General features: G+C 39.7%; 13 protein-coding genes and 1 pseudogene. 3 read left to right on the forward strand and 11 right to left on the reverse strand.

All coding sequences use genetic code 11. The features are described from left to right. Window positions 1-2 precede the first annotated feature (2 nt). The 10 genes from AB1Z56_RS17350 to AB1Z56_RS17395 all read right to left on the reverse strand — a co-directional run bounded on the left by AB1Z56_RS17350 (window position 3) and on the right by AB1Z56_RS17395 (window position 15,149). Entirely contained in the window at window positions 3-830 is an 828-nt protein-coding gene (locus AB1Z56_RS17350; RefSeq protein WP_426789742.1) for an energy transducer TonB, read from the reverse strand. Window positions 831-888: 58 nt separating this feature from the next. Continuing rightward, the gene (locus tag AB1Z56_RS17355; protein ID WP_046672748.1) at window positions 889-1,299 is read right to left on the reverse strand and encodes an ExbD/TolR family protein; all 411 of its coding nucleotides are present in this window, start codon (window positions 1,297-1,299) and stop codon (window positions 889-891) included. Continuing rightward, window positions 1,299-2,006: a MotA/TolQ/ExbB proton channel family protein gene (locus AB1Z56_RS17360; protein WP_046672749.1), complete on the reverse strand. Its 708-nt coding sequence runs from the start codon at window positions 2,004-2,006 to the stop codon at window positions 1,299-1,301. The genes AB1Z56_RS17355 and AB1Z56_RS17360 overlap by 1 nt, the downstream gene beginning before the upstream one ends. A gap of 31 nt (window positions 2,007-2,037) precedes the next feature. Beyond that, entirely contained in the window at window positions 2,038-3,468 is a 1,431-nt protein-coding gene (locus AB1Z56_RS17365) for a hypothetical protein (protein ID WP_426789743.1), read from the reverse strand. A gap of 41 nt (window positions 3,469-3,509) precedes the next feature. Further along, complete coding sequence (locus AB1Z56_RS17370) at window positions 3,510-5,252, reverse strand: TonB-dependent receptor (RefSeq protein WP_309365981.1); 1,743 nt, start codon at window positions 5,250-5,252, stop codon at window positions 3,510-3,512. 6 nt (window positions 5,253-5,258) lie between these two features. Further along, a complete protein-coding gene (locus AB1Z56_RS17375) occupies window positions 5,259-8,297 on the reverse strand; it encodes a tetratricopeptide repeat protein (RefSeq protein ID WP_426789744.1) in 3,039 nt (1,012 codons plus the stop codon). Between the two features lie 377 nt (window positions 8,298-8,674). Beyond that, the gene (locus tag AB1Z56_RS17380; RefSeq protein WP_293902177.1) at window positions 8,675-9,613 is read right to left on the reverse strand and encodes an aspartate carbamoyltransferase catalytic subunit; all 939 of its coding nucleotides are present in this window, start codon (window positions 9,611-9,613) and stop codon (window positions 8,675-8,677) included. 94 nt (window positions 9,614-9,707) lie between these two features. After that, window positions 9,708-10,271 carry a bifunctional pyr operon transcriptional regulator/uracil phosphoribosyltransferase PyrR gene (gene pyrR, locus AB1Z56_RS17385; RefSeq protein ID WP_293902174.1) on the reverse strand — a complete coding sequence of 188 codons (564 nt, stop codon included), beginning with the start codon at window positions 10,269-10,271 and terminating at the stop codon, window positions 9,708-9,710. A gap of 180 nt (window positions 10,272-10,451) precedes the next feature. Then, window positions 10,452-11,846 carry an APC family permease gene (locus AB1Z56_RS17390; protein WP_426789745.1) on the reverse strand — a complete coding sequence of 465 codons (1,395 nt, stop codon included), beginning with the start codon at window positions 11,844-11,846 and terminating at the stop codon, window positions 10,452-10,454. Window positions 11,847-12,134: 288 nt separating this feature from the next. Continuing rightward, window positions 12,135-15,149, reverse strand: coding sequence for a protein O-mannosyl-transferase family (locus AB1Z56_RS17395; RefSeq protein WP_426789746.1), 3,015 nt, complete (start codon window positions 15,147-15,149; stop codon window positions 12,135-12,137). Between the two features lie 803 nt (window positions 15,150-15,952). Between AB1Z56_RS17395 and AB1Z56_RS17400 the strand changes: the two genes are divergently transcribed. The 3 genes and pseudogenes from AB1Z56_RS17400 to pth all read left to right on the forward strand — a co-directional run bounded on the left by AB1Z56_RS17400 (window position 15,953) and on the right by pth (window position 18,655). Then, window positions 15,953-16,909, forward strand: coding sequence for a ribose-phosphate pyrophosphokinase (locus AB1Z56_RS17400; protein WP_309365974.1), 957 nt, complete (start codon window positions 15,953-15,955; stop codon window positions 16,907-16,909). Window positions 16,910-17,400: 491 nt separating this feature from the next. Further along, window positions 17,401-17,998 (forward strand): annotated as a pseudogene (locus AB1Z56_RS17405) (50S ribosomal protein L25/general stress protein Ctc). A gap of 93 nt (window positions 17,999-18,091) precedes the next feature. Beyond that, entirely contained in the window at window positions 18,092-18,655 is a 564-nt protein-coding gene (pth, locus tag AB1Z56_RS17410; protein WP_075994222.1) for an aminoacyl-tRNA hydrolase, read from the forward strand. Window positions 18,656-18,698: 43 nt separating this feature from the next. Here the strand turns inward: pth and AB1Z56_RS17415 are convergent, their stop codons facing one another. Then, the gene (locus tag AB1Z56_RS17415; protein ID WP_426789747.1) at window positions 18,699-20,483 is read right to left on the reverse strand and encodes a M56 family metallopeptidase; all 1,785 of its coding nucleotides are present in this window, start codon (window positions 20,481-20,483) and stop codon (window positions 18,699-18,701) included. Window positions 20,484-20,486: the final 3 nt, after the last annotated feature.

Below are 20,486 nucleotides of genomic sequence, written 5' to 3' on the forward strand. Positions count from 1 at the left end.
TTTTATCTTAATCTAAAATTGAATACAATCCGTCCAGTTTGCGAGTCGGGAGCATTCGGCAATTGGTTTAGCCGGGCGCCACGCACAGCACGCTCACATTTCTCCAATAACGATGGATCGGTTATCGTCGTTCCCTTTACACCAGCACGCGCATAGGTGATAACCCCTTGCTTGTTGACTCTAAACTCTACAGCAACCTTTCCTGCTTGCTGTCCATTATCGTCGATACTTGGCCGTTGCGTAAAACTTCGGTTTTCAATAGACAACATCATGTTACCATTTCCAGATCCACCTTCGCCGTAATTACTTGCTAAAGGATCACCCAATTTGGAACCCTGATTTCCAGGAGTTGTCCCTGTACCATCACCACCTCCAGTACCATTATTTTTATTGCCTTTAAAAAGCGCTTTGGCGTTAGCCTGAGGTGCCACCTCTTTTACCGCTTTGGTTGTTTCCGGTGCTTTTGAAACGACTTTCTTTTCAGTTTTTGTTACCGCGGGGGCATCTTCTAAATCCTGTGTGACGACCGCTTTCTCCGCAACTTGCTGCGTTGGCGTTGGGGTAGGTGTTTCTACAGGATCAATACGGTCGGGACGTTCATTATTGGCATTAGGATCCACCGATGGCTCCTCAACACTCATATAGTCATCTCCCATTCCCTCAGGTGAAGTCCCGTAATTGACGATCATCCCTCCCATTCCATATTCATCGGGTACCTGAGCTTTAAAAACAACAAAAAATCCAATCAAGAGCAACGATGCCATGACCAAAGTCGATATCCCCAATGCTTTGGGGAAATTATTTTCTTCATGTTGAAGGTGATATCTCATCGCATTAATCTCCTATATTAATAGCTGACCAATAAACTTTAAAAAAGTTTAATTGTTCCTATTTATCTTTTTTTGGTTCTGTTGCCAATACCACTTTAATCTTCAATCGATTAGCGACATCCATTACAGAAATAACATTTTGAATGGGAACTGTATTATCGACATAGAGCATAATTGTCACTTCCTCACCCGCAGCCATTTGCGATTGAATTGCAGCTTCCAATCCTTCAATGGGAACTGGAGTTTTGTCAATAAAATAGCCCAAATCTTTTGTAATCGATACCGTGACGGTCTTTTTAGCAACAGATTGTTCTCCCGCACTTGACTTTGGCAATAATAGCTTCACCACTTGCGGATTAGAAACTGCAGAAGCCAACAGGAAGAACAACATCAGGAAAAACATGATGTCATTCAGCGCTGAAGTATGTACCTCTGCAGATGGTTTATTTTTTCTACTTCGTAAGTTCATTATCGTCCTGGTTCATCCAATAAATCAATAAATTCTACTGCATCCGTTTCCATACGTAAAATCAATCGCTCCACCATCATATTCAGAATATGGTAACCTAGGTAAGCTAAGATACCAACGGCAAGACCTGATGCAGAAGATACCATTTTTACATATAAACCTCCGGATACAGATGCAATATCAATACCACCCGCTAATTCTACGTCGTGGAAAATCTTAATTACACCAAAAATAGTACCCACGAAACCAAGCATTGGGGCAATACCAGCAATAATACCCAAAATATTGATGTTCTTTTCTAGCTTGGCAACTTCCAATTTACCTACATTTTCAATCGCTCCTTCAATATCTTTGATCGGTCTGCCGACACGCAATAAGCCTTTTTGCAACATACGTCCCAAAGCTGAGTTACTTGAACGAACTACAGCTAATGCTGAATCCAGGTTTCCGGACAAAACATTTGCCTTTACTTGCGACATTAAGCTGTTATCATATTTTGCGGCACGACGAATGGTCAAATAACGTTCAAAAAAGATAACCAATCCAATAAAGAACAACAGTAAAATTGGAACCATAATCCATCCCCCTTTGATCATCATATCGATCAAACTCATGTTTTCTGTAGGCGCAGCAGCAGGTAATGGTTGTTGTGCAGCTTGATTAAACGAATCCACAGCAGCCCGTGCTGTATCTTGTACTAATGACATAATTATTAATAGTTTTATATAGTTTTAACTTTTATAGGGGATCTACCCAAGCATCCTTGATTTTATTGAGTACCGACTTCTTAGCAAGCTGTGCTTCCTCGTTTGTCATATAGGTATTTAAGATAATTTTCTTTTTATCTCTTTTATTTTTCCCTTCAACAGCGCGAGCTGTTTTATAGCCCAATGCACGAAGACGTTGTGCTTCCTGCTCGGCGCTTGCCATAGTTTTTGCTGATCCAATGACCACCTGGTACCGTGGTTGCGCAACAGGAATAGATTCTTTGATCACAGGATTTGCTTCCAAAACCGGAGTTTTTGCTGCCGCATTGGTCGCTGGTACAGCTGCTGTCTTTTTAACAGAATCTGTTACATTACGCTTGGCCAATGAATCGATTTTCTTCAAACTATCGGCTTGCAACGTATTGGACACTGTATCAGTAGGCACAATCGGTTTATTCTGAACAATTGTATCCGCATTTTTGACAACTGGTTTGCTTGCGCCAAATAGTGAATCCTTTAAGGCAGGATTCGTGTAAATGACCCCTACAGCAACCATAGCCAGCACAATAATGCCGGTGATCCAATACCAAATCGCATTGGAATGGCGGGGTTCTTCTTCATAGACATTTGGCGCGTATGTTGAATTGGCATTAGCCGACGCTATAGCTCCGATTTCTTTTTTTGAAGTGTTTTCTTCTTTCGGAGTAACCGAATGACTGCTATCAGCTATCACAGCAGCATCCACAGGTTCAAACTCTTCAGTTTCCTTTTGCGCTAACAACGATTCTTCAGCTTCAACATCGGTACGATCGTTTGTTGGTGCTGTCTCCTGCGAAAGCTCATCCGCTACCGAATCCGTTACCGCGACCGGTTCATCTGCAGATCTCACTTCTTCTTTGACCTCTTCAACCGCAATTGTTTCTTCCGAGACCTCGGTATCCGAAACAAGTTCATCCTCAAGTTCCTGTTGATGATCAGCGACCACAGCAGCTTCTTCTTCTCCTACTGGAGCTGTAAGCTCTTCTTCTTTCGCTTCCTCCAAAGACGAAACAACTGTTTCAATCTCCGGTGCAACAAGATTTGTAACCGGCTGAAAGTCAAACCCCGATAGGTCCAAAGGTTTGAAGACTAAACTCGCACCATAACTAATCAATAATCCAAGATCATCTAATTTAGCCTGTCCGAATTGCCCCAAATCGGCCCGCAGCTTATCAACAGTTTCCGACAAAATCTGTTGCGCCTGATTGAGGCCCAAGTTTTCCTGTTGCTGGATATAATGCACAATATTAAATCCATGTTGAGCAGAATAGTCCAGCTCAACATAAGAAATCGGGGGCAAAAACACATTATTCTGTTTATCGAACTGAGCCGGAGAATGAATTCGTTTGAACACACCTATTCCGGGCACGTATACTTCCGCATAACGTTTTAATAAACTATTAATGTTTTTGCCTAGATTCATCGCGCACTATGTTTAAGATGCAAATTTATAATCTTAATTCGTTAAAACGAATAATTAAGACCACCAATTACATTAAAGCCCAATCTTGGGTAATACATATAACGTTCGTATTCTTTTCCAAAAATGTTATTTGCTTTGACGAAAATACCAAATTGTTTTTTGATTCTGTATTCTGCGCCTGCATTAAGATCAGCAAACGAGCCTATTGTTGCCTTATGCCCACTGTTGGCAATACGACTGCCATCTGTGTTATAATCATAAATATACGCATAGGTATTGCCTTGTGTAGAAAGTTCAGCATCTACGAAAAATTTATCGGAAATGTTGAAGCGTGCATTAGCCTGCATACGGAATTTTGGCAATCCCCATGCTTCTTCCTCGTCACTCAATTTATAATCATCTATATACACTTTTCCGCCTAGATTAACCAGTTGAGAAAGACGTACATTGATTTCTCCTTCCAATCCCATATGTTTAGCCTTATTGATCACGCCATCGTAAACAACATCAAAAGCCCAAGGAACATAACCATTTTGACTATCGCCAAATGCACTATTTTTAAATAAAGGCAGTCCCTCTATCTGCTTGTAGAATACCTTTACTTTATAACCAAATGTTGCGCCAGCATTTCCTTTTAAACCCGCATAAACATTCATTTTCTCAATCGAGTTGATCATTTTAGCGTTAGGAGCCAAATACGGATTCTCTTTAGCGAAACTACGGAAAGATGCTTGTTTTACGCCACCATTAATTCCGGCAAACAAAGAGATGTATTCAGGTGCCAAAGCAAAATCAGCCTCCACTGATGGGAAAATATTGAATCTTGAGCTATCGCCAAATTCAGAAGTTAAATTCGCCCCCAAGGTTACGTTATAGTTGTCGCCCTTAAAACGAATATATGGATTGATAACTGCTAAGTGATTTTTCACCTCGGCACTATCTTTCACGTTATTCATTGTCACGCTTAAATTTGCACCAACATTGAATGCACTTAAACGCTTGTTCAAATAACCAGATAACGCAATCGAATTTTCTTTGGCTTTGTAGGCATCTTTAAACAAATAGCCATCAACTTTTGCGGAATAGCTTAATGCCTGCTCATTTTTTGGATCCACATTACTTGACAGCTCCCCATTCAAATAGATATCTGTAAAAGTCTGTTTATCCGGAGTTGTATTCAACAAGGTTGTTCCTGATTGATCAAAGGTCTGACCGTAGAAATTTGTTCCATAACGATTGTATCCAAGGGTACCTTTAACGGTGACGGCATCCAATACACGGCGGCCAAAGATACCGATATCCTGTGTACTGAACTTCTGTCCATCAATATTACCCTTTTGGCTCAAATGCTTTGCAAATAAGCCAAAACGTGTGTTTTCAAACTGTTCAGAAGCTAAATAAGCCTCGCCCAAAATACTATTATAGTTACCGATACCAAATTTGACATAGTTGCTACTATGCTCAAAAGGTTGTGCAAAAGGAATCTCTTGTACATTCAATTGTTTCAAACCTGTATTGATATCCAATTTCTTGTCCAAAATATTATTGTAGGACAATTTGGGTTGGTATTCCCTTTTATTGGTCATATCCGGGCTGCGGCGGATTTTTACAGCATCCGCAAGAATTGGCTTATAATCACGAACAACATCAAAAGAATCGATAGTGACCGGTTTTTCAGGATCATTCTTCTTGCCTGTTTCCTGTGCAAAAGAATTCAATCCCACGCCCATCAAAAGCGCTGCTAAAGTATATTTCTTCACGTTTCTATTTTGCAACTTCTTCATTATATCCTATTTCTTTTTGTTGTTCAATTTATTTAGACGTTCTTTTGCTGCTGGCAAAATATCGTCTTTCGCATCATAGTTTTCCACAATCGATTCAAGTGTAGCTTTCGCCTGGAAAGAATCTCCTTTACCTGCATAAGCATCAGCCATAGTGATAAAGCTCTTTGCTACCCAATATTCGTAGGAAGAAAAATTATCAGATAAATCCATTGCTGTTTTAATACAAGCATCGTACTGTTTATTTTCCAATTGCAGAACTGCAACATTGTATTTTGCTTCCGCCCCAAAGACTGTACGGCTCTTTAATGCTGCTAAACTGAATTCTTTCATTGCTTCAGTTTTCTTATTCTGCTTCACATAACATTTACCGGCATACAAGAAGGCATTTGCGATCTCCTCTTCCGAAGACTTCTCGTAATTCTTAACCGCATTGGTATAATTTAAGGCTTCCTTATAATCTCCAATTTGGTAATAAGAGACCATGAGGTTGTTGATTGCAAAACCATAGTTAGACTTATATTCAGAAGTAAGCTCCAGTTTTTTCAACAGCTGTGTCGCTTCGTTATATTTCTTTTGTTTCAAATACAAATTGGACACCGAAATCAACGTGCGTTCTGTATAAGGAGATGTCCAGTCATTCAAGATAATATTGTAATCATGTAGTGCATCTTCTGTATTGCCCAAAGCTGCGTTACTTTCAGCACGAACAAAACGTGCATATTTCTCTTGATTTGGTTTCGGGAATTTGTCGAAATATGCATTTACAGCTTCCACTGCACCTTGATAATTACCTCTGGAGAATAAAGTTGTCGCAGTAGAGAATGAACGTGAGTCTTGCTCAGATTTCGAAGCGTCACCCAAATTTGTTCCCGTAGCATATTTGATATATCCTGTTGCGTCGCCTTTGTCCAAATAGATGTTCTCAATGGAACGCATGGCCTGTCTTGCTTCGTCGGTTGATGCATATTGATCGACTACACGTTGGAAAGTTGCCAATGCGGCATCATTGTTATCTTGATTGTATTGAACCAGACCAATCGTCACCAAAGCACGCGGCACATAACTGCTACGCGGATATTTTTCTACCATCGTTTGAAGACCAGCAATTGCCTGATCACTTTCCCCCATCAAGAAACGAGTATAAGGAATCTCAAATGCAATGTCATCGGCATAATTAGAACTCGGGAATTGTGAAATAACAGCATTCAATGTTGAGATCTTACCATTGTTATCCCCTTGTAATCCTTGAATAATACCTCGCTGGAATAACGCGTAATCCTGACTAGGAGCTTTAGAGGAGATCAGTTTATTGTATTCTGTTAATGCTCTACCGTAGTTTTTCGAAGAGAAATAAGAATCACCTAAACGAGCAATTGCATCATTACGTGTGTTCAGTTCTATTCCTTTCGAACCACCAGACGCTAAGAAACGCTCGAAGTAATTTGCCGCAGTGCTGTAGTTACCATTACGGAAAGCCGCATAGGCTAATGCATAATTGGCATAGCTGTAAACATCCGTTTTGCTGGCGCCTGGTAAACGTAAAAATTTATTGAAGTTTGTAACCGCTTCACCGTATTTACGAACTTCGTACATCGCTTCCGCTTTCCAGTAGGTTGCTAAGGCATAAATTTCCTCATCGTAACGGAACTCTTCGGAGCGCATGAATAGGGAAATTGCATTTTCAAAAGCACGTTCGTTATAATATTCCAAACCTCTATAGTAAGTCACCTTTTGATAAGCTGCGTTTGCTTCTTTTCCACGCTTAGGGATAGATTCCAAAATATCAACTGCCTCGCGGTAGTTTTTTGTACTCAACAATACTTCTGCAAGCAGGGTTTTCGCTTCCTCCAAACGTTTGGATTTTGGATACGTTTTTAGGTATTCCTGTGTCGATGCTAAGGCCACTTGGTGAAATTCCAATTCATACGAAAGCTTAGCATAATTGAATAAACCCTCTTCTTGCATTGCAGGATCAAAATCCAATTTCGAGGCACGGAAAAATGCGTTACGTGCAGATTGCTTATTGCCTTTCTTCAAGAAAGAATCACCCAGGGTAATCATCGCAGATTGATAATATGCATCAGGATCAGTCATTTTTTCCAATTCGGTGATCGCCTTATCGTAATCCTTCAATTTATAGGCAATGTAACCAATTTGGTAGCTATCCTGATTATTCTGCGTCTTACCTTGATCTTGTGCCTGGAATTTATCGTAATATTCTTTTGATGTTTTTAAATCACCCTTAATAAAGTACGTTGCCGCGATAATACGGAACATCTCTGTTTCGTTTTCTTGTTTCGTTCTTGAGAGAATTGGCAATGCGTAGTCCAGCACATCATCATAGCGTTTATCCAAGAAATACAAGGCCGTGATATAGTAAGGATAGCTATTTTCGAATTGTTTCGATCCATTCAGACGTTCAAATTCATTCAATGCGGTTTTATACTCTGCGTCTAAGTACGATAAGTAAGCATAGTAATAAATCGAAGCTTCCTGAAATTCAGTTTTTTGATCTTTCAATCCTTCAAATAATGGTTTCGCCGTTTTATAATCCTTTGTCATAAAGGAAGCATATCCATATTTAAAGCGATATTCGACATTTTCCTTACCTGCCAAATTTTTGCTATCGATTTTGTTAAACCACTCTAGTGCTTTAACATAATCTTTTTTAGCATAATAGGATTTACCGATCTGAAAATAAGCCGCTTTAGCATTTGCACTGACAGGGAAATCTTTAATGTATTTTAGAAAACGGTTTTCGGCATCGGATTCGCCCAATTCCAAGGCACAAACCGCTTGATAATACCGTACGTTCTCTTTCAACAAAGACAGTTCCTCTGTTTCGTCCAATTGTAAATTGGATTTTGTCCTCAACGCTTCAACCCGGTCAAATTGTGCTGAAGCAGAACTAAATTTTCCGCGTTCATACAATTCCATCCCTGTTTTGTACGCCTTGTTGATTTGTTGCCATTCTGTCTGTTGCGCTAATGCTGGCGTCGCCATAACGGTTAATGCAACTCCCACCTGGTAAATCTTCTTATACATAATATGTGAAACCTTAATATGTTATTTATCTGCAAATGTAAGTGAATCTCCCTCCAAAAAACGATCATTTGATTTAAATTCAAATTCATCAAAACTCTACCGCCTTTGATGGCTTGAAGATAGATCAAAATTTATTGAAAATCAATTCAAACCTCCACTTCTCAGGGAGATAGTTTTATTCATTTTACTAAATTATACTTTAATTGAGCTATTTTACACAAAAGTTATTAACATCTGTGTATAACCCTGTATTATAACGGAAATTTTGCACAAAAAATATGCCCGACAAAAAATAAAGTCAGGCATAATATTGCTGAATTAGAAAACAGTATAACCTCATTTCGAATCCCCACAGGGGTAATAGAACGAAGCTTCAACTATCCGCGTTGTCCTGCTAGTAGATACAAGACAGCCATACGCACAGCAACACCATTTTCAACCTGATCCAAAATAATGGAATGTTCGCTATCCGCGACATCCGATGTAATCTCAACACCCCGATTGATTGGTCCGGGATGCATAATTGTGATCGGCTTCTCCAGAGAATCCAGAATTTCTTTATTGAGTCCATATAGCATGGAGTATTCTCTTAGGGAAGGAAAATAGGCAATATCCTGACGTTCCAATTGAATCCGTAACATATTTGCCACATCACACCAGTTCAGCGCTTTCCTCAAATCGTGCTCAACTTTTACACCTAATGAAGTAATATGTTTGGGAATTAATGTTGTTGGACCACACACCATCACTTCTGCCCCTTGCTTTTGAAGACATAAGATATTGGACAATGCAACACGTGAATGTGTGATATCTCCAACGATAGCGATTTTACGGCCGGCTACATCACCATAGCGCTCACGAATCGAAAAAGAGTCAAGCAAAGCTTGCGTAGGATGTTCATGTGCACCGTCACCTGCATTGACAATCTGTGCATCCACATGTTTACTTAGAAATACCCCTGCTCCGGCATAGGGATGTCGCATCACAATCATATCGACCTTCATGGCAAGAATATTATTGACCGTATCGATGAGTGTTTCGCCTTTGCTTACGGAAGACGAAGATGCCGCAAAATTAACAATATCTGCAGAAAGTCTTTTTTCAGCAAGTTCAAAGGACAGACGTGTCCGCGTTGAATTCTCAAAAAACACGTTTGCAATCGTAATATCCCGTAATGAAGGGACTTTTTTGATTGGCCTATTTAATACCTCTTTGAAATTGCTTGCTGTATCCAGGATCAATTGGATATCTTTCTCATTTAGATCTTTGATCCCCAATAAATGGCGGGTGCTTAATTGTTCTGCTACAGATGACATTTTATAGTATATTCAAATATTTACTAATCATTTTTTATTGACAGTGTGCTTCTCCAAGAGTCTACAATACCTCTAGAATCTTGCTACACCAATACTAGTCGCTAGCTGAAGTTTTCTTCTCCGTAATCAAGATAATACTATCCTGATCCTCGGATTCTTTCCAGTTAACAATTACTTTTTGTGAATCAATAGAATCTACCTGTATTCCGATATAATCAGGCTGAATAGGGATCTGTCTAGAGAATCGACGATCGACCAAAACAAGCAACTCTATGCTTCTTGCCCGGCCGAATGCCTGTACAGCATCCATCGCGGCACGAATAGTACGTCCTGTCCATAAAACATCATCTATAAAAATGACGTCTTTACCTTCTACAATAAAATTGATATTTGTGCTATTTGCTAAGAGCGGGCCGGCATTCCCTTTTGTTCGGAAGTCATCGCGATAAAAGGTAATATCCAAATCACCAACTAAAATCTCTTTTCCGATCATCTGCTCGAGCTCTTTGACTATACGTCGAGCTAAGAAAGTTCCTCGGGGCTGAATACCTATGACGACAGCATTTGAAAAATCACCGTGATTCTCAATCAATTGACGACATAGTCTTTGAATTGTGATTTGAAATTTTGGTCCGTCTAATAAAATCGACTGTTTCATTATGGGAATGTTTGAGCAAAGCTACACTTTTTTTAACAAAAATGAAGCCATGAAGGGCAATTAATTTCAATATTTGCATGATTCCCTGCTCCTATGTCCATCTGATTTTAGCGATGCAGATTTCCCATTTTTCTCTGCAGACAGCCCTATGCGAAATCGACACTTTACAGCTTGTGATCACTAGTCTGCCTGTGTATTTTTATTATTCCGTGCAAAAAAGTATACAGGTACCCCAATGAGCACCAATATAAAGCCAGGCCAGGTATATTGTGGTTTATAAATAATCAACAACACACAAAATACTGTACCGATCAGCAAGTACAAGATTGGTGTCACCGGAAAGAGGAAAGTCTTATAGCTGCGTTCCAGATCCGGTCTTCGGAGACGTTGTATAATAACACCAAGCACAGTAATCATATAAAATATCACGATAACAAAGGATATCATATCAAGTAAATTGCCGTATTGTCCGCTTAGACAAAGCAGGGAGGCCCAGATTCCCTGTAGCCATAGTGATCTTGCAGGCACATCATATTTGTTATTGGGAATAGCTTGCTTCAGAAATAAGCCATCTTTTGCCATGGTCTGAAAAACACGTGCTCCTGAAAGCGCAAGTCCATTGACACAGCCAAAGGTAGAGATCATAACCAAAATTGCCATGGCGATCGTCCCGCTATGCCCCAACATTTTTTCCGCGGCGGCAATGGCAACGCGATCATTGGCTGCGAAAGCAATCTCCTCACGATTTAAAGCCGCCAGGTAAATGTAATTACAACTGATATAAAGCAACATTACCAGGCTCGTACCGATAACCAATGCCCGAACAACATTACGCTGCGGATTGACAATCTCGCCGGAAACAAAAGTTACATTTTCCCAGGCCACACTGCTAAATACCGAACCGACCATTGCTGCAGCTAATGCCCCCATCAATGCTCCCCCGGAGATTTGCGACCAGCCAGCACCTTTTAAATTTTGAAAAGAATCCCAGCCATACGCCATATTTTCCGAAAAGTGATTTTCTTTAATCAACAACAAGCCACCTACAATCAATAAAATCAGCGCAATGATTTTTGCAGAAGTAAAAAAGGATTGAACGGTTTTCCCACTTTTGATCCCTCTTGTATTGATAAAGGTAAGCAGCATAATAACCCCCATAGCGAGAATCTGGATCCAGGTAATCTTAAACTCTCCACGCTGAAACAGCGGAGCTGCGTCATTCAGCCGCGGAATAAGGTAGGCGGTAAACTTACCAAAGGCAACAGCAACCGCAGCGATAGTCCCCGTTTGAATGACGGTGAACAAGCTCCACCCATATAAAAAGCCAATTGGCTTCCCAAATATTTCTGTCAGATAGGTATATTGCCCCCCAGCCTTCGGATACATGGACGACAATTCACCATAACATATTGCTGCCGCAATTGTAGCCAATGCAGTCAACAGCCAGACGACCGCCAACCAATATCCGGAGCCCAGCTGCCGCATCATATCACTCGAGACAATAAAAATACCGCTTCCGATCATTGATCCCATGACCAGCATAACTGCATCCCACAATTTTAACTGACGCTTCATATGCAAATAATTATTTATTAAGTATTGATTTTCACCATCATTGGGGCAGCTATACCACCTTCAGTGGTTGTAAAGGCCATATAGAATCCCCCGTATTTTTCATAAGTAAATATGCTTTTCAACAGGGGTGTTTCATCCTAATTCAGGCTGGTTTATACGCCCTTAAGCTAAGAAAAAATAATCAAAAAAAAGCTGCCCTTTCCTACATCGCTTTCAAAAAATAAATTTCTTTTTTTGAAGGCCTGCAGCAAAGGGCAGCGTCTTATAGTAAAATAATGTCTTTAACTGTTATTCGACACCATATTGTTGTTTATATGATTTCTCTAAATCGGTCACTTGCTGCAGCAATTGCTTCTCCGAAGTAGAGGCCAAGATACTCTTATAAGCACCCAAAGCCCGTAAAGCAGTACCAATATTTGAATACTCGAGTTCAGGTTTGGTCTGGGCAATATCCTGATACCAACGCATATTCTGTGTCATAAACTTCAAATTGCGGTTTACGATCTCATTTGCACGTTTGGTTTCGCCAGTTTCATACAGTACATTGATAATTGGAATATACCCTAAAACATCACGCATCAAATAAACACGTTTTGGCATCTTCTCATAAGTTTCAACAGCGACTTTGCGCGCCTCATCCTTATGCCCTTCCATCATCAATTGTGTCGCTGTACCACCCATTACTGTATTTGTAATCATGGTAATCATACGATACGATTCCGGATCCAAGTAAGAAGCATGCGCCATATTGCCCCATTGATATTTCGTTGTAATATCTTTAAAAGCAGACTGCGTATCGACCAGTGTACCTTCCGCTCCAGCAGGCGTAGCAATCGGCATTAAACGCAATGCAAAACCTTCTTGCACCAAATATTTATCCAGACCAAGGTAATTATCATTTGGAACGGTCGTTGCGAAATAGATCGGACGTTTCCAATCGTTATTTAACAACACATTTAAGATAGACAGTTCGGCTCTAGAGATATAATTTCTGTTGTAGGTCCAGCTCATTGTATCTACAATGGATTCCTGCCAAGCTTTAGGCACTACATTATTTTTGAGAACAGACTCTCTATTCACCGGAAGGCTAAAGTTCTTCGTTGGCAGGAAGTTTTCGAACTTACCCCCTCTCAACTCCAATTTGTTCTTTTGATCGTCGGACAATAAAATCTGCATAATCAAATCCAGATCCACATGCCCAGGTACTTTCATATCCTGATAGTAAAGGACTTCACGCACGCCTTTTTTGAACTTTTCGTCGTCGATATTGATCGGTAAGCCGTCTGCCTGATTCACTTTCTGTTTCATCTGACGCATGTACCAGTCCGAACTCAACAAACTTAAGTTCACCACGCGTACATCCGGACGATAATTCTCAACTTCCTGTACATACCACAAAGGATAGGTGTCGTTATCACCGTAGGTGAACAAGATGGCATTTGGCGCACAAGAAGCCAAATAATTTTTAGCAAGATCACGTGCAGTAGTTTTTTCCGAACGATCGTGATCGTCCCAGTTTTGAAATCCCAGCAATACTGGAGCACCCAATAGACAAGCTACGGTAGCAGCACCGGCAGCCACTTTACCATCTACTTTTTTGCTCAAGTAATCAGCGATTGCAAATACCCCCAAACCGATCCAGATCGCAAAGGCATAAAATGAACCTGCATAAGCATAATCACGCTCACGAGGTTGAAGCGGACTTTGATTCAAATACAATACAATTGCTAAGCCTGTAAAGAAAAACAGCAAGCCCACGATTCCCGCATCGCGCTGTCTCTTTCCAAAATGCCAAAATGCACCGATTAAACCAATAATCAAAGGCAAGAAATAATATTTGTTATTCGAAGGATCAGTCTTCAATGAATCTGGAATGGCATTTTGTCCACCGACATGCATTTGGTCTACAGGTTTAGCACCTGAGATCCAATTACCTTCTGTAAACGACCCTTGACCCTGTTGGTCATTCTGACGGCCAGCAAAATTCCATAGGAAATAACGTCCGTACATATGTCCGATCTGATAACTGAAAAAGAACTTCAAATTATCACCAAACGTCGGAGACTGCCCGTCAGGTATTTTTAAATAATCACGGTAATAATCAATATGGCCCTGATCCCTAGAACTGTAAACACGCGGAAAAAACATGGTTTTATCATATTTATAGTCCATGCCGTTCTCCACTTTTGTATACTTATCCTTATCTTTTCTATACGTATAAGTCGGCTCCGCATCAACTACCTGCGCATCAAATGTAGGCCCGTTTAAAAGAGGCTCACTTGCATATTGCTCACGTCCGAGATAACTTACAAAGGAGAACGCATTATCCGGATCACTGTTATTTAACGTAGGATTTGCTTTGGCACGTACCATGATCATGGCAAAAGAGCTATAACCAAAAATGATAAATGCTGCACTGATCAGGATCAGATTCAGCATAGGTTTGACCTTCTTGATCGAGTACCAGATACCGTAGACAAAAAGGGCTATGGCCAAAACCATAAATAGGTTGAAGCCTGTACCGAAGCCCATGCCCAAACTATTCACAAAGAACAGATCAAAATATGCCGCCGCTTTAACGGTATATTGAATAATACCCCATAAAATCAACGCCAAGACAACGACACCAATTAAGAATGCTTTGATTGCCCCTGATGATGTAACTGTTTTCGACCGTTTAAAATAAATAACCAAAGCAATTGCAGGAATAACCAAAAGGTTCAGTAAGTGAACTCCAATGGAAAGCCCCATTACATAGGCGATAAAAATCAACCAGCGGTCCGAACCAGCTTCATCGGCGTGGTTTTCCCATTTTAGAATGCCCCAAAATACAACCGCTGTACATAAAGAAGACATGGCATATACTTCAGATTCCACCGCAGAAAACCAAAATGTATCTGTAAATGCGTAAGCTAAGGCGCCTACAGCACCCGAGCCGAATATTTTGATTAAATCGGTTGATGTATACGATCCATCAACACCCTTTACAACGATTTTCTTTGCTAAGGCTGTTATTGTCCAAAACAAAAACAAAATGGTCAGACCACTACATACCGCCGAGCCTACATTCATCCAGAACGCAATTCGCGTAACATCCCCACCGGCAAGGTTTGAGAAGATATTTTGAATCATTAAGAATAAAGGTGCTCCTGGCTGGTGCACAATTTGAAGCTTAAAGGCTGAAGCGATAAACTCACCACAGTCCCACCAGCTCGTCGATCGTTCGGCAGTCATGACATACGCTACAGTTGCAATTAGCGCACATATCCATCCTAAAAGATTGTTGATTTTAGTATAGTTCATAAAATGATAACTGTAAAAAGTATTATTAATACGGCTCGAAAATAAGGATAAGTTAATAAGAAATGAACTTTATTCTGATTTTTTAACACATCTTAATTAAAAAAACATTTCTGTCCCCAGCGATATTAGGCACTTTACAGGTGAATGATATGCAACATAGTCTATTGGAAACGAAAATCCGGAAAGAAATACAGCAACCAGACCCTTCATTTTAGATAAAAACAAAAATTATTTCTTTGAAAATCAGCCCCAATGCACTTTTGAGTTCATTTTTATTTGCAGAAATAAGAATAGTCCGTATATTTGCATCATCAAATGTGAACGACATCATCACGATAGAAAACACTTTTGGTATTGTTTGTCCGATAGTATAAGGGTAGTACAACAGTTTTTGGTTCTGTTTGTCTTGGTTCGAATCCAGGTCGGACAACAAACAATAGAAAAGGCTTGCAAATGCAAGCCTTTTCTGCGTTATATGCAAGGCTTATTATTTATAAAAGGGTTTAGATTTTTTTAAATTTACATTTTGATTTTTAAAACAAATCTCTATCTTTGCGTCGTCAAAAAGAGAAAAACGGAAACGTTGACTTTTTAGAGACATTGTCCGATAGTATAAGGGTAGTACAACAGTTTTTGGTTCTGTTTGTCTTGGTTCGAATCCAGGTCGGACAACTTTTAAAGTTAAGCGTATATGGATTGTGAAAACAATCCATTTTTTTTAATGTTTAACTTTAAAAAACAGTAAGGGAATAAAAATATTGAATAAACGACAATACAATAACCCAACATAAATATACAAAACCATGCCTTTGCAATTCAACACGGTTAAACTATTTGCAGGTTCTGGCACTACAGAACTAGCCGAAAAAATCGCACAATCTTACGGGAAACCACTAGGAGACAAAACATTATCGCGTTTTAGCGATGGTGAGATTCAACCTTTCTACAATGAATCAGTTCGCGGAAGCGATGTATTCATCATCCAATCCACCAACCAACCTACCGACAATCTTTTTGAATTATTATTGATGACAGATGCAGCGAAGAGAGCTTCAGCGCATTATATCACAGCGGTAGTCCCTTACTTTGGTTTCGCAAGACAAGATCGAAAAGACAAACCAAGAGTTGCTATTGGCGCAAAAATGATCGCCAATCTGTTGACTGCAGCTGGTATCCACCGCATCATGACGATGGACCTACACGCAGCACAAATCCAAGGTTTTTTCGATATCCCTGTTGACCATTTGGATGGCTCTATCATTTTTGTTCCTTATATCAAATCGTTAAAACTTCCAAATCTAACGATTGCTTCACCAGATATGGGTGGTTCATACAGAGCACGTACCTTTGCTAAATTTTTCAATGCAGAAGTTATTATCTGTGACAAACGTCGTAAACGTGCGAACGAAATCGAATCGATGTCTATCATCGGTGACGTAACAGGTCAGGATGTTGTATTGATCGATGACATCTGTGATACAGCCGGTACACTTTCAAAAGCAGCGGCATTGATTATGGAAAATGGTGCAAGATCTGTAAGAGCAGTTTGTACGCACGCTGTGCTATCAGGAAAGGCTTATGAAACAATTGAAAATTCTGTATTGTCGGAAATGATTGTGACTGATACCATTCAATTGGATCCAGAAAAAGCAAAACAGTCAACCAAAATCAAAGTGTTATCAACAGCTGATTTATTTGCAAAAGCTATCAAAAGCGTAAATCAACACTCTTCTATCTCCGATTTATTTGAAGTAGAATAAACGTCTCGTTGTAGCTATTAAATATTGGACTCTGGTACGGGAAGCATTTGGCGGAACGACCAGAGTTTTTTTTGTATGGCACCAGCCCACCCTTTTTTAAAAGCGACAAACCTTTAGAAGCACTATTCCGCTTGCCCCCTATCTTTTAACAACAAGCGAGCAGCTTTTTTAACTCGTATAGGAGTTAACACTTGATTTATATTAACTTCTATATTAACAAGGTATTTACAGGGGGTTAACAGGGGTAAATCCCTGTTAACCCCCTGTTATATCCCTGCTAAAATAGTTTTATTCTAGTCTTAACATAGGAAATGGTATCAATTTGGTCATACATTAGGCTAAACAAGCAAAGTTGAATGAGCGCAATCATGAACATAGAAAAGTTGAAGATCTTGAATAAGTGCCTGTTTTCGAGCTAATATCGATCACATTTTTTGGTAATATCAAAAAATAGATTATCTTTGCACCTCAAATTTATAAAAAATTAAAAGATGAAATCAATTGCTATTAGCGGTTCTGTAAGAACAGAACGTAGGGAAAAGAGATGCAAAAGAATTGCGTTACCAAGGTTTAGTACCAGCAGTACTTTACGGTGGTACCGAGCAAACAGCTCTTTCTGTATCCGCAGCTGATTTGAAACCAGTTCTTTATACTGCAGACGTAATCATTGTTGAATTAAACATTGAAGGTCAAACTAAAAGAGCTATCGTTCAAGATGCACAATTCCACCCATTAACTGACCTAGTTACTCACATCGACTTTTTAGAATTATTTGATGACAAAGAAGTATCATTAAATATTCCTATCAAATTGACAGGAACTTCTCCAGGTGTTAAAATGGGGGGTAAATTAGTTCAAAAATTACGTAATTTACGCGTAAAAGCATTACCTGCAAACTTACCACAAGAAATTGCTGTACCAATGGAATCTTTAGAAGTTGGTAAATCAGTTCGTGTAGGTCAAATTCAATTGGAAAACGCAAAAGTATTGAACAATGCTGATGATACAATTGTATCAGTAATCATGTCTCGTGCATTGCGTCAAGCTGAACAAGAAGCAGCTAAAGCAACTAAAGGTGGTAAAAAATAATCTGAACAAGATTCTTAAAATACTACAGAAAGCACCGAAATTCGGTGCTTTTTTTTTCACTTTCATTTCTGTTAAAATTTCTATTTTTGCGTCATGAATTATCTTATCGTTGGATTAGGCAACATCGGCAGTGAATATGCCGACACACGGCATAATATAGGTTTTATGGTAGCTGATGAACTTGTTAAACAGGCCGGTGCCAGTTTCTCCTTACTAAAATTAGCTTATTATAGCGAGTTTAAGCAAAGAGGGCACAATGTCACCGTGATTAAGCCCACGACTTACATGAACTTGAGTGGTAAGGCTGTCAACTATTACATGCAACAATGTAAAGTTCCAATTCAGAATGTATTGGTTATTGTGGATGATCTGGCTATTCCATTTGGCTCATTACGCATGAAACCCAAAGGAAGCAGTGCCGGTCATAACGGGCTCAAATCCATTGAACAACTCTGCGGCGGACAGGTGTATCCCCGTTTGCGTTTTGGGATCGGAGATAATTACCCAAAAGGCAGGCAGGTAGATTATGTCCTTGGCCCTTTTGACAAAGAAGAACAAGCTGAGCTACCAGCTTTAATTGACCATTCCGTTAAAATGATCCAGAGTTTCGTCAATATCGGCATCGAGCTGACCATGACGAATCTTAATACAAAATAAGTCAGAAAAAGCCGAATAAATCGGCTTTTTCTTATTGAATGGACTATTGCCCCTGTTCTTTCTTAACCGCTTCACCTTTTTCCTTCTCCAACTCGGTCTTAATTACTTTTTTCACTTTTCCAGATAGACGGTCCTCTACATCAGAAGACACCGCTTCAGGATGTTCTTTTGCATATGCCTTGGTGGTAATAATAACAACGCCATCCTTTCCCTGATCACCATAGAGTGCAGTGGCAGGTTGATTTTTTAAGACCGATATATGACCAATTGTATTCGGATCGATCTCTTTAGCCTTGCTGTAGTCCGCGACAATTTTTCCGTCAACAACAAATAGCGGATCTCCTTTAATCCCACCAATACTACGGGCACCAAACTTGCCCGGCTCAAGATCTGTAGATTGTCCCTTCATATAGACTACAACTCCTTGTACCTTTCCCTTGAGCTCCGGTGCATTCGCATCTTCTTTTTTATAACCCGTCACGACAACTTCCGAAGGCTCCCCTTTCGCCACCGTCTTGACAGCGTTACCGACATCTTCTTTTTTATCATAGGTAAAGGTAAGTGTCTGATTGGTGATCGTAGGTGAACCTTTTTTCTTCAACGTAACAAGAATAACTCCATTCTTACCCTTTTCGCCATATATTGCCTTTCCATTATCTTTAATCACATCGATCGACTGGATTTCCGATCCCGGGATAGCAGCCATAATAGTTGGATTAACCTCCTTCCCTTCTACAATATAGAGAGGCTCCTTTTCGAATTTCATACTTGTCCGAAAATGAATAGTATCTGCTCCACTCTTGGATTTTACAGTATCTTTTTTTAATTCTATGGTATTCAATTCCACTAAAGGCTTATTTACCTTACTGACCATCTTTGCTGGCAAGGAAACATCAACCTGTAAATCTCTGTTCAAGTCGATAACAGCCGTCTCATTTACCTTATCGACCACGTTTTCTATACTGCCCTCGGCTTTACTTACCGTAAATGCTGCCCCAGTCAATAAAAATACAGGTAAAAGAAAAGCATACTTACTCAATTCTATTTTCGATGATCGTTTCTTGTTCATCATCATAATGCGACGTTTTAAAAGTTTAAAATTAAATTGATTGCTCAACCCTACTGAAGTGCCCTTTTTGGACACATTCAATAGGCTGTATTGGTACGTCTGCTTGTCAATTCCTTTATCGAGAACCTGTTGATCAGTCAGGAACTCCAAATTTTGGCGAATGGCCCTGCGCATGAGCCAGACGAAAGGATTGTACCAACAACACACCAATATCATTTCAAACAATAAAATATCCAAACTGTGAAGGCCTTTCACATGAATATCCTCATGCTTAAAAATATCTTTTAGTTCAGCATCCAGATGCTGTTCCTTATTAACATAGATTTTATTCAAAAACGAAAATGGAACGATAGGAATCAATACATTCCTGAATAGGTAGGTCCTCCATTGATCGGACCTCGAATTCAGATGAATCCGCAATAAACTCACTAATTGAAATACAAATTTTAATAACAATAAAACGGCACCGACCATAAACACGATTTCCACCAACCTTCCTAACGTCAGCTGCTGCTGAACCTCCGGTTCCGTCATATAAAGCGAAATTTGCTCGCCTACCACCCCCATATCCAGCCCACGCTGTACAAACAAAGACTTTAAATCCAGAAATGGATATACAAAAGCAAATAGCCCACCTACTAAAAAGTAGACTCTATTTAAAAAATAGAAGGTCAAGCCTTTCAATAGCCCCATATATCCTAGATAGATAATACCCAACAAGAGATTGACTTGTATAATATAGGTTAGTAGACTTTCCATGCT

It is taken from the genome of Sphingobacterium sp. WOUb80, assembly GCF_050058145.1.
GTDB lineage: Bacteria > Bacteroidota > Bacteroidia > Sphingobacteriales > Sphingobacteriaceae > Sphingobacterium.

What these genes read in the sequence shown, in the direction of transcription:
- AB1Z56_RS17350 (WP_426789742.1), bottom strand. Translation starts at nt 830, where the DNA reads ATGAGATATCACCTTCAACATGAAGAAAATAATTTCCCCAAAGCATTG.
- AB1Z56_RS17355 (WP_046672748.1), bottom strand. Translation starts at nt 1,299, where the DNA reads ATGAACTTACGAAGTAGAAAAAATAAACCATCTGCAGAGGTACATACT.
- AB1Z56_RS17360 (WP_046672749.1), bottom strand. Translation starts at nt 2,006, where the DNA reads ATGTCATTAGTACAAGATACAGCACGGGCTGCTGTGGATTCGTTTAAT.
- AB1Z56_RS17365 (WP_426789743.1), bottom strand. Translation starts at nt 3,468, where the DNA reads ATGAATCTAGGCAAAAACATTAATAGTTTATTAAAACGTTATGCGGAA.
- AB1Z56_RS17370 (WP_309365981.1), bottom strand. Translation starts at nt 5,252, where the DNA reads ATGAAGAAGTTGCAAAATAGAAACGTGAAGAAATATACTTTAGCAGCG.
- AB1Z56_RS17375 (WP_426789744.1), bottom strand. Translation starts at nt 8,297, where the DNA reads ATGTATAAGAAGATTTACCAGGTGGGAGTTGCATTAACCGTTATGGCG.
- AB1Z56_RS17380 (WP_293902177.1), bottom strand. Translation starts at nt 9,613, where the DNA reads ATGTCATCTGTAGCAGAACAATTAAGCACCCGCCATTTATTGGGGATC.
- pyrR (WP_293902174.1), bottom strand. Translation starts at nt 10,271, where the DNA reads ATGAAACAGTCGATTTTATTAGACGGACCAAAATTTCAAATCACAATT.
- AB1Z56_RS17390 (WP_426789745.1), bottom strand. Translation starts at nt 11,846, where the DNA reads ATGAAGCGTCAGTTAAAATTGTGGGATGCAGTTATGCTGGTCATGGGA.
- AB1Z56_RS17395 (WP_426789746.1), bottom strand. Translation starts at nt 15,149, where the DNA reads ATGAACTATACTAAAATCAACAATCTTTTAGGATGGATATGTGCGCTA.
- AB1Z56_RS17400 (WP_309365974.1), top strand. Translation starts at nt 15,953, where the DNA reads ATGCCTTTGCAATTCAACACGGTTAAACTATTTGCAGGTTCTGGCACT.
- pth (WP_075994222.1), top strand. Translation starts at nt 18,092, where the DNA reads ATGAATTATCTTATCGTTGGATTAGGCAACATCGGCAGTGAATATGCC.
- AB1Z56_RS17415 (WP_426789747.1), bottom strand. Translation starts at nt 20,483, where the DNA reads ATGGAAAGTCTACTAACCTATATTATACAAGTCAATCTCTTGTTGGGT.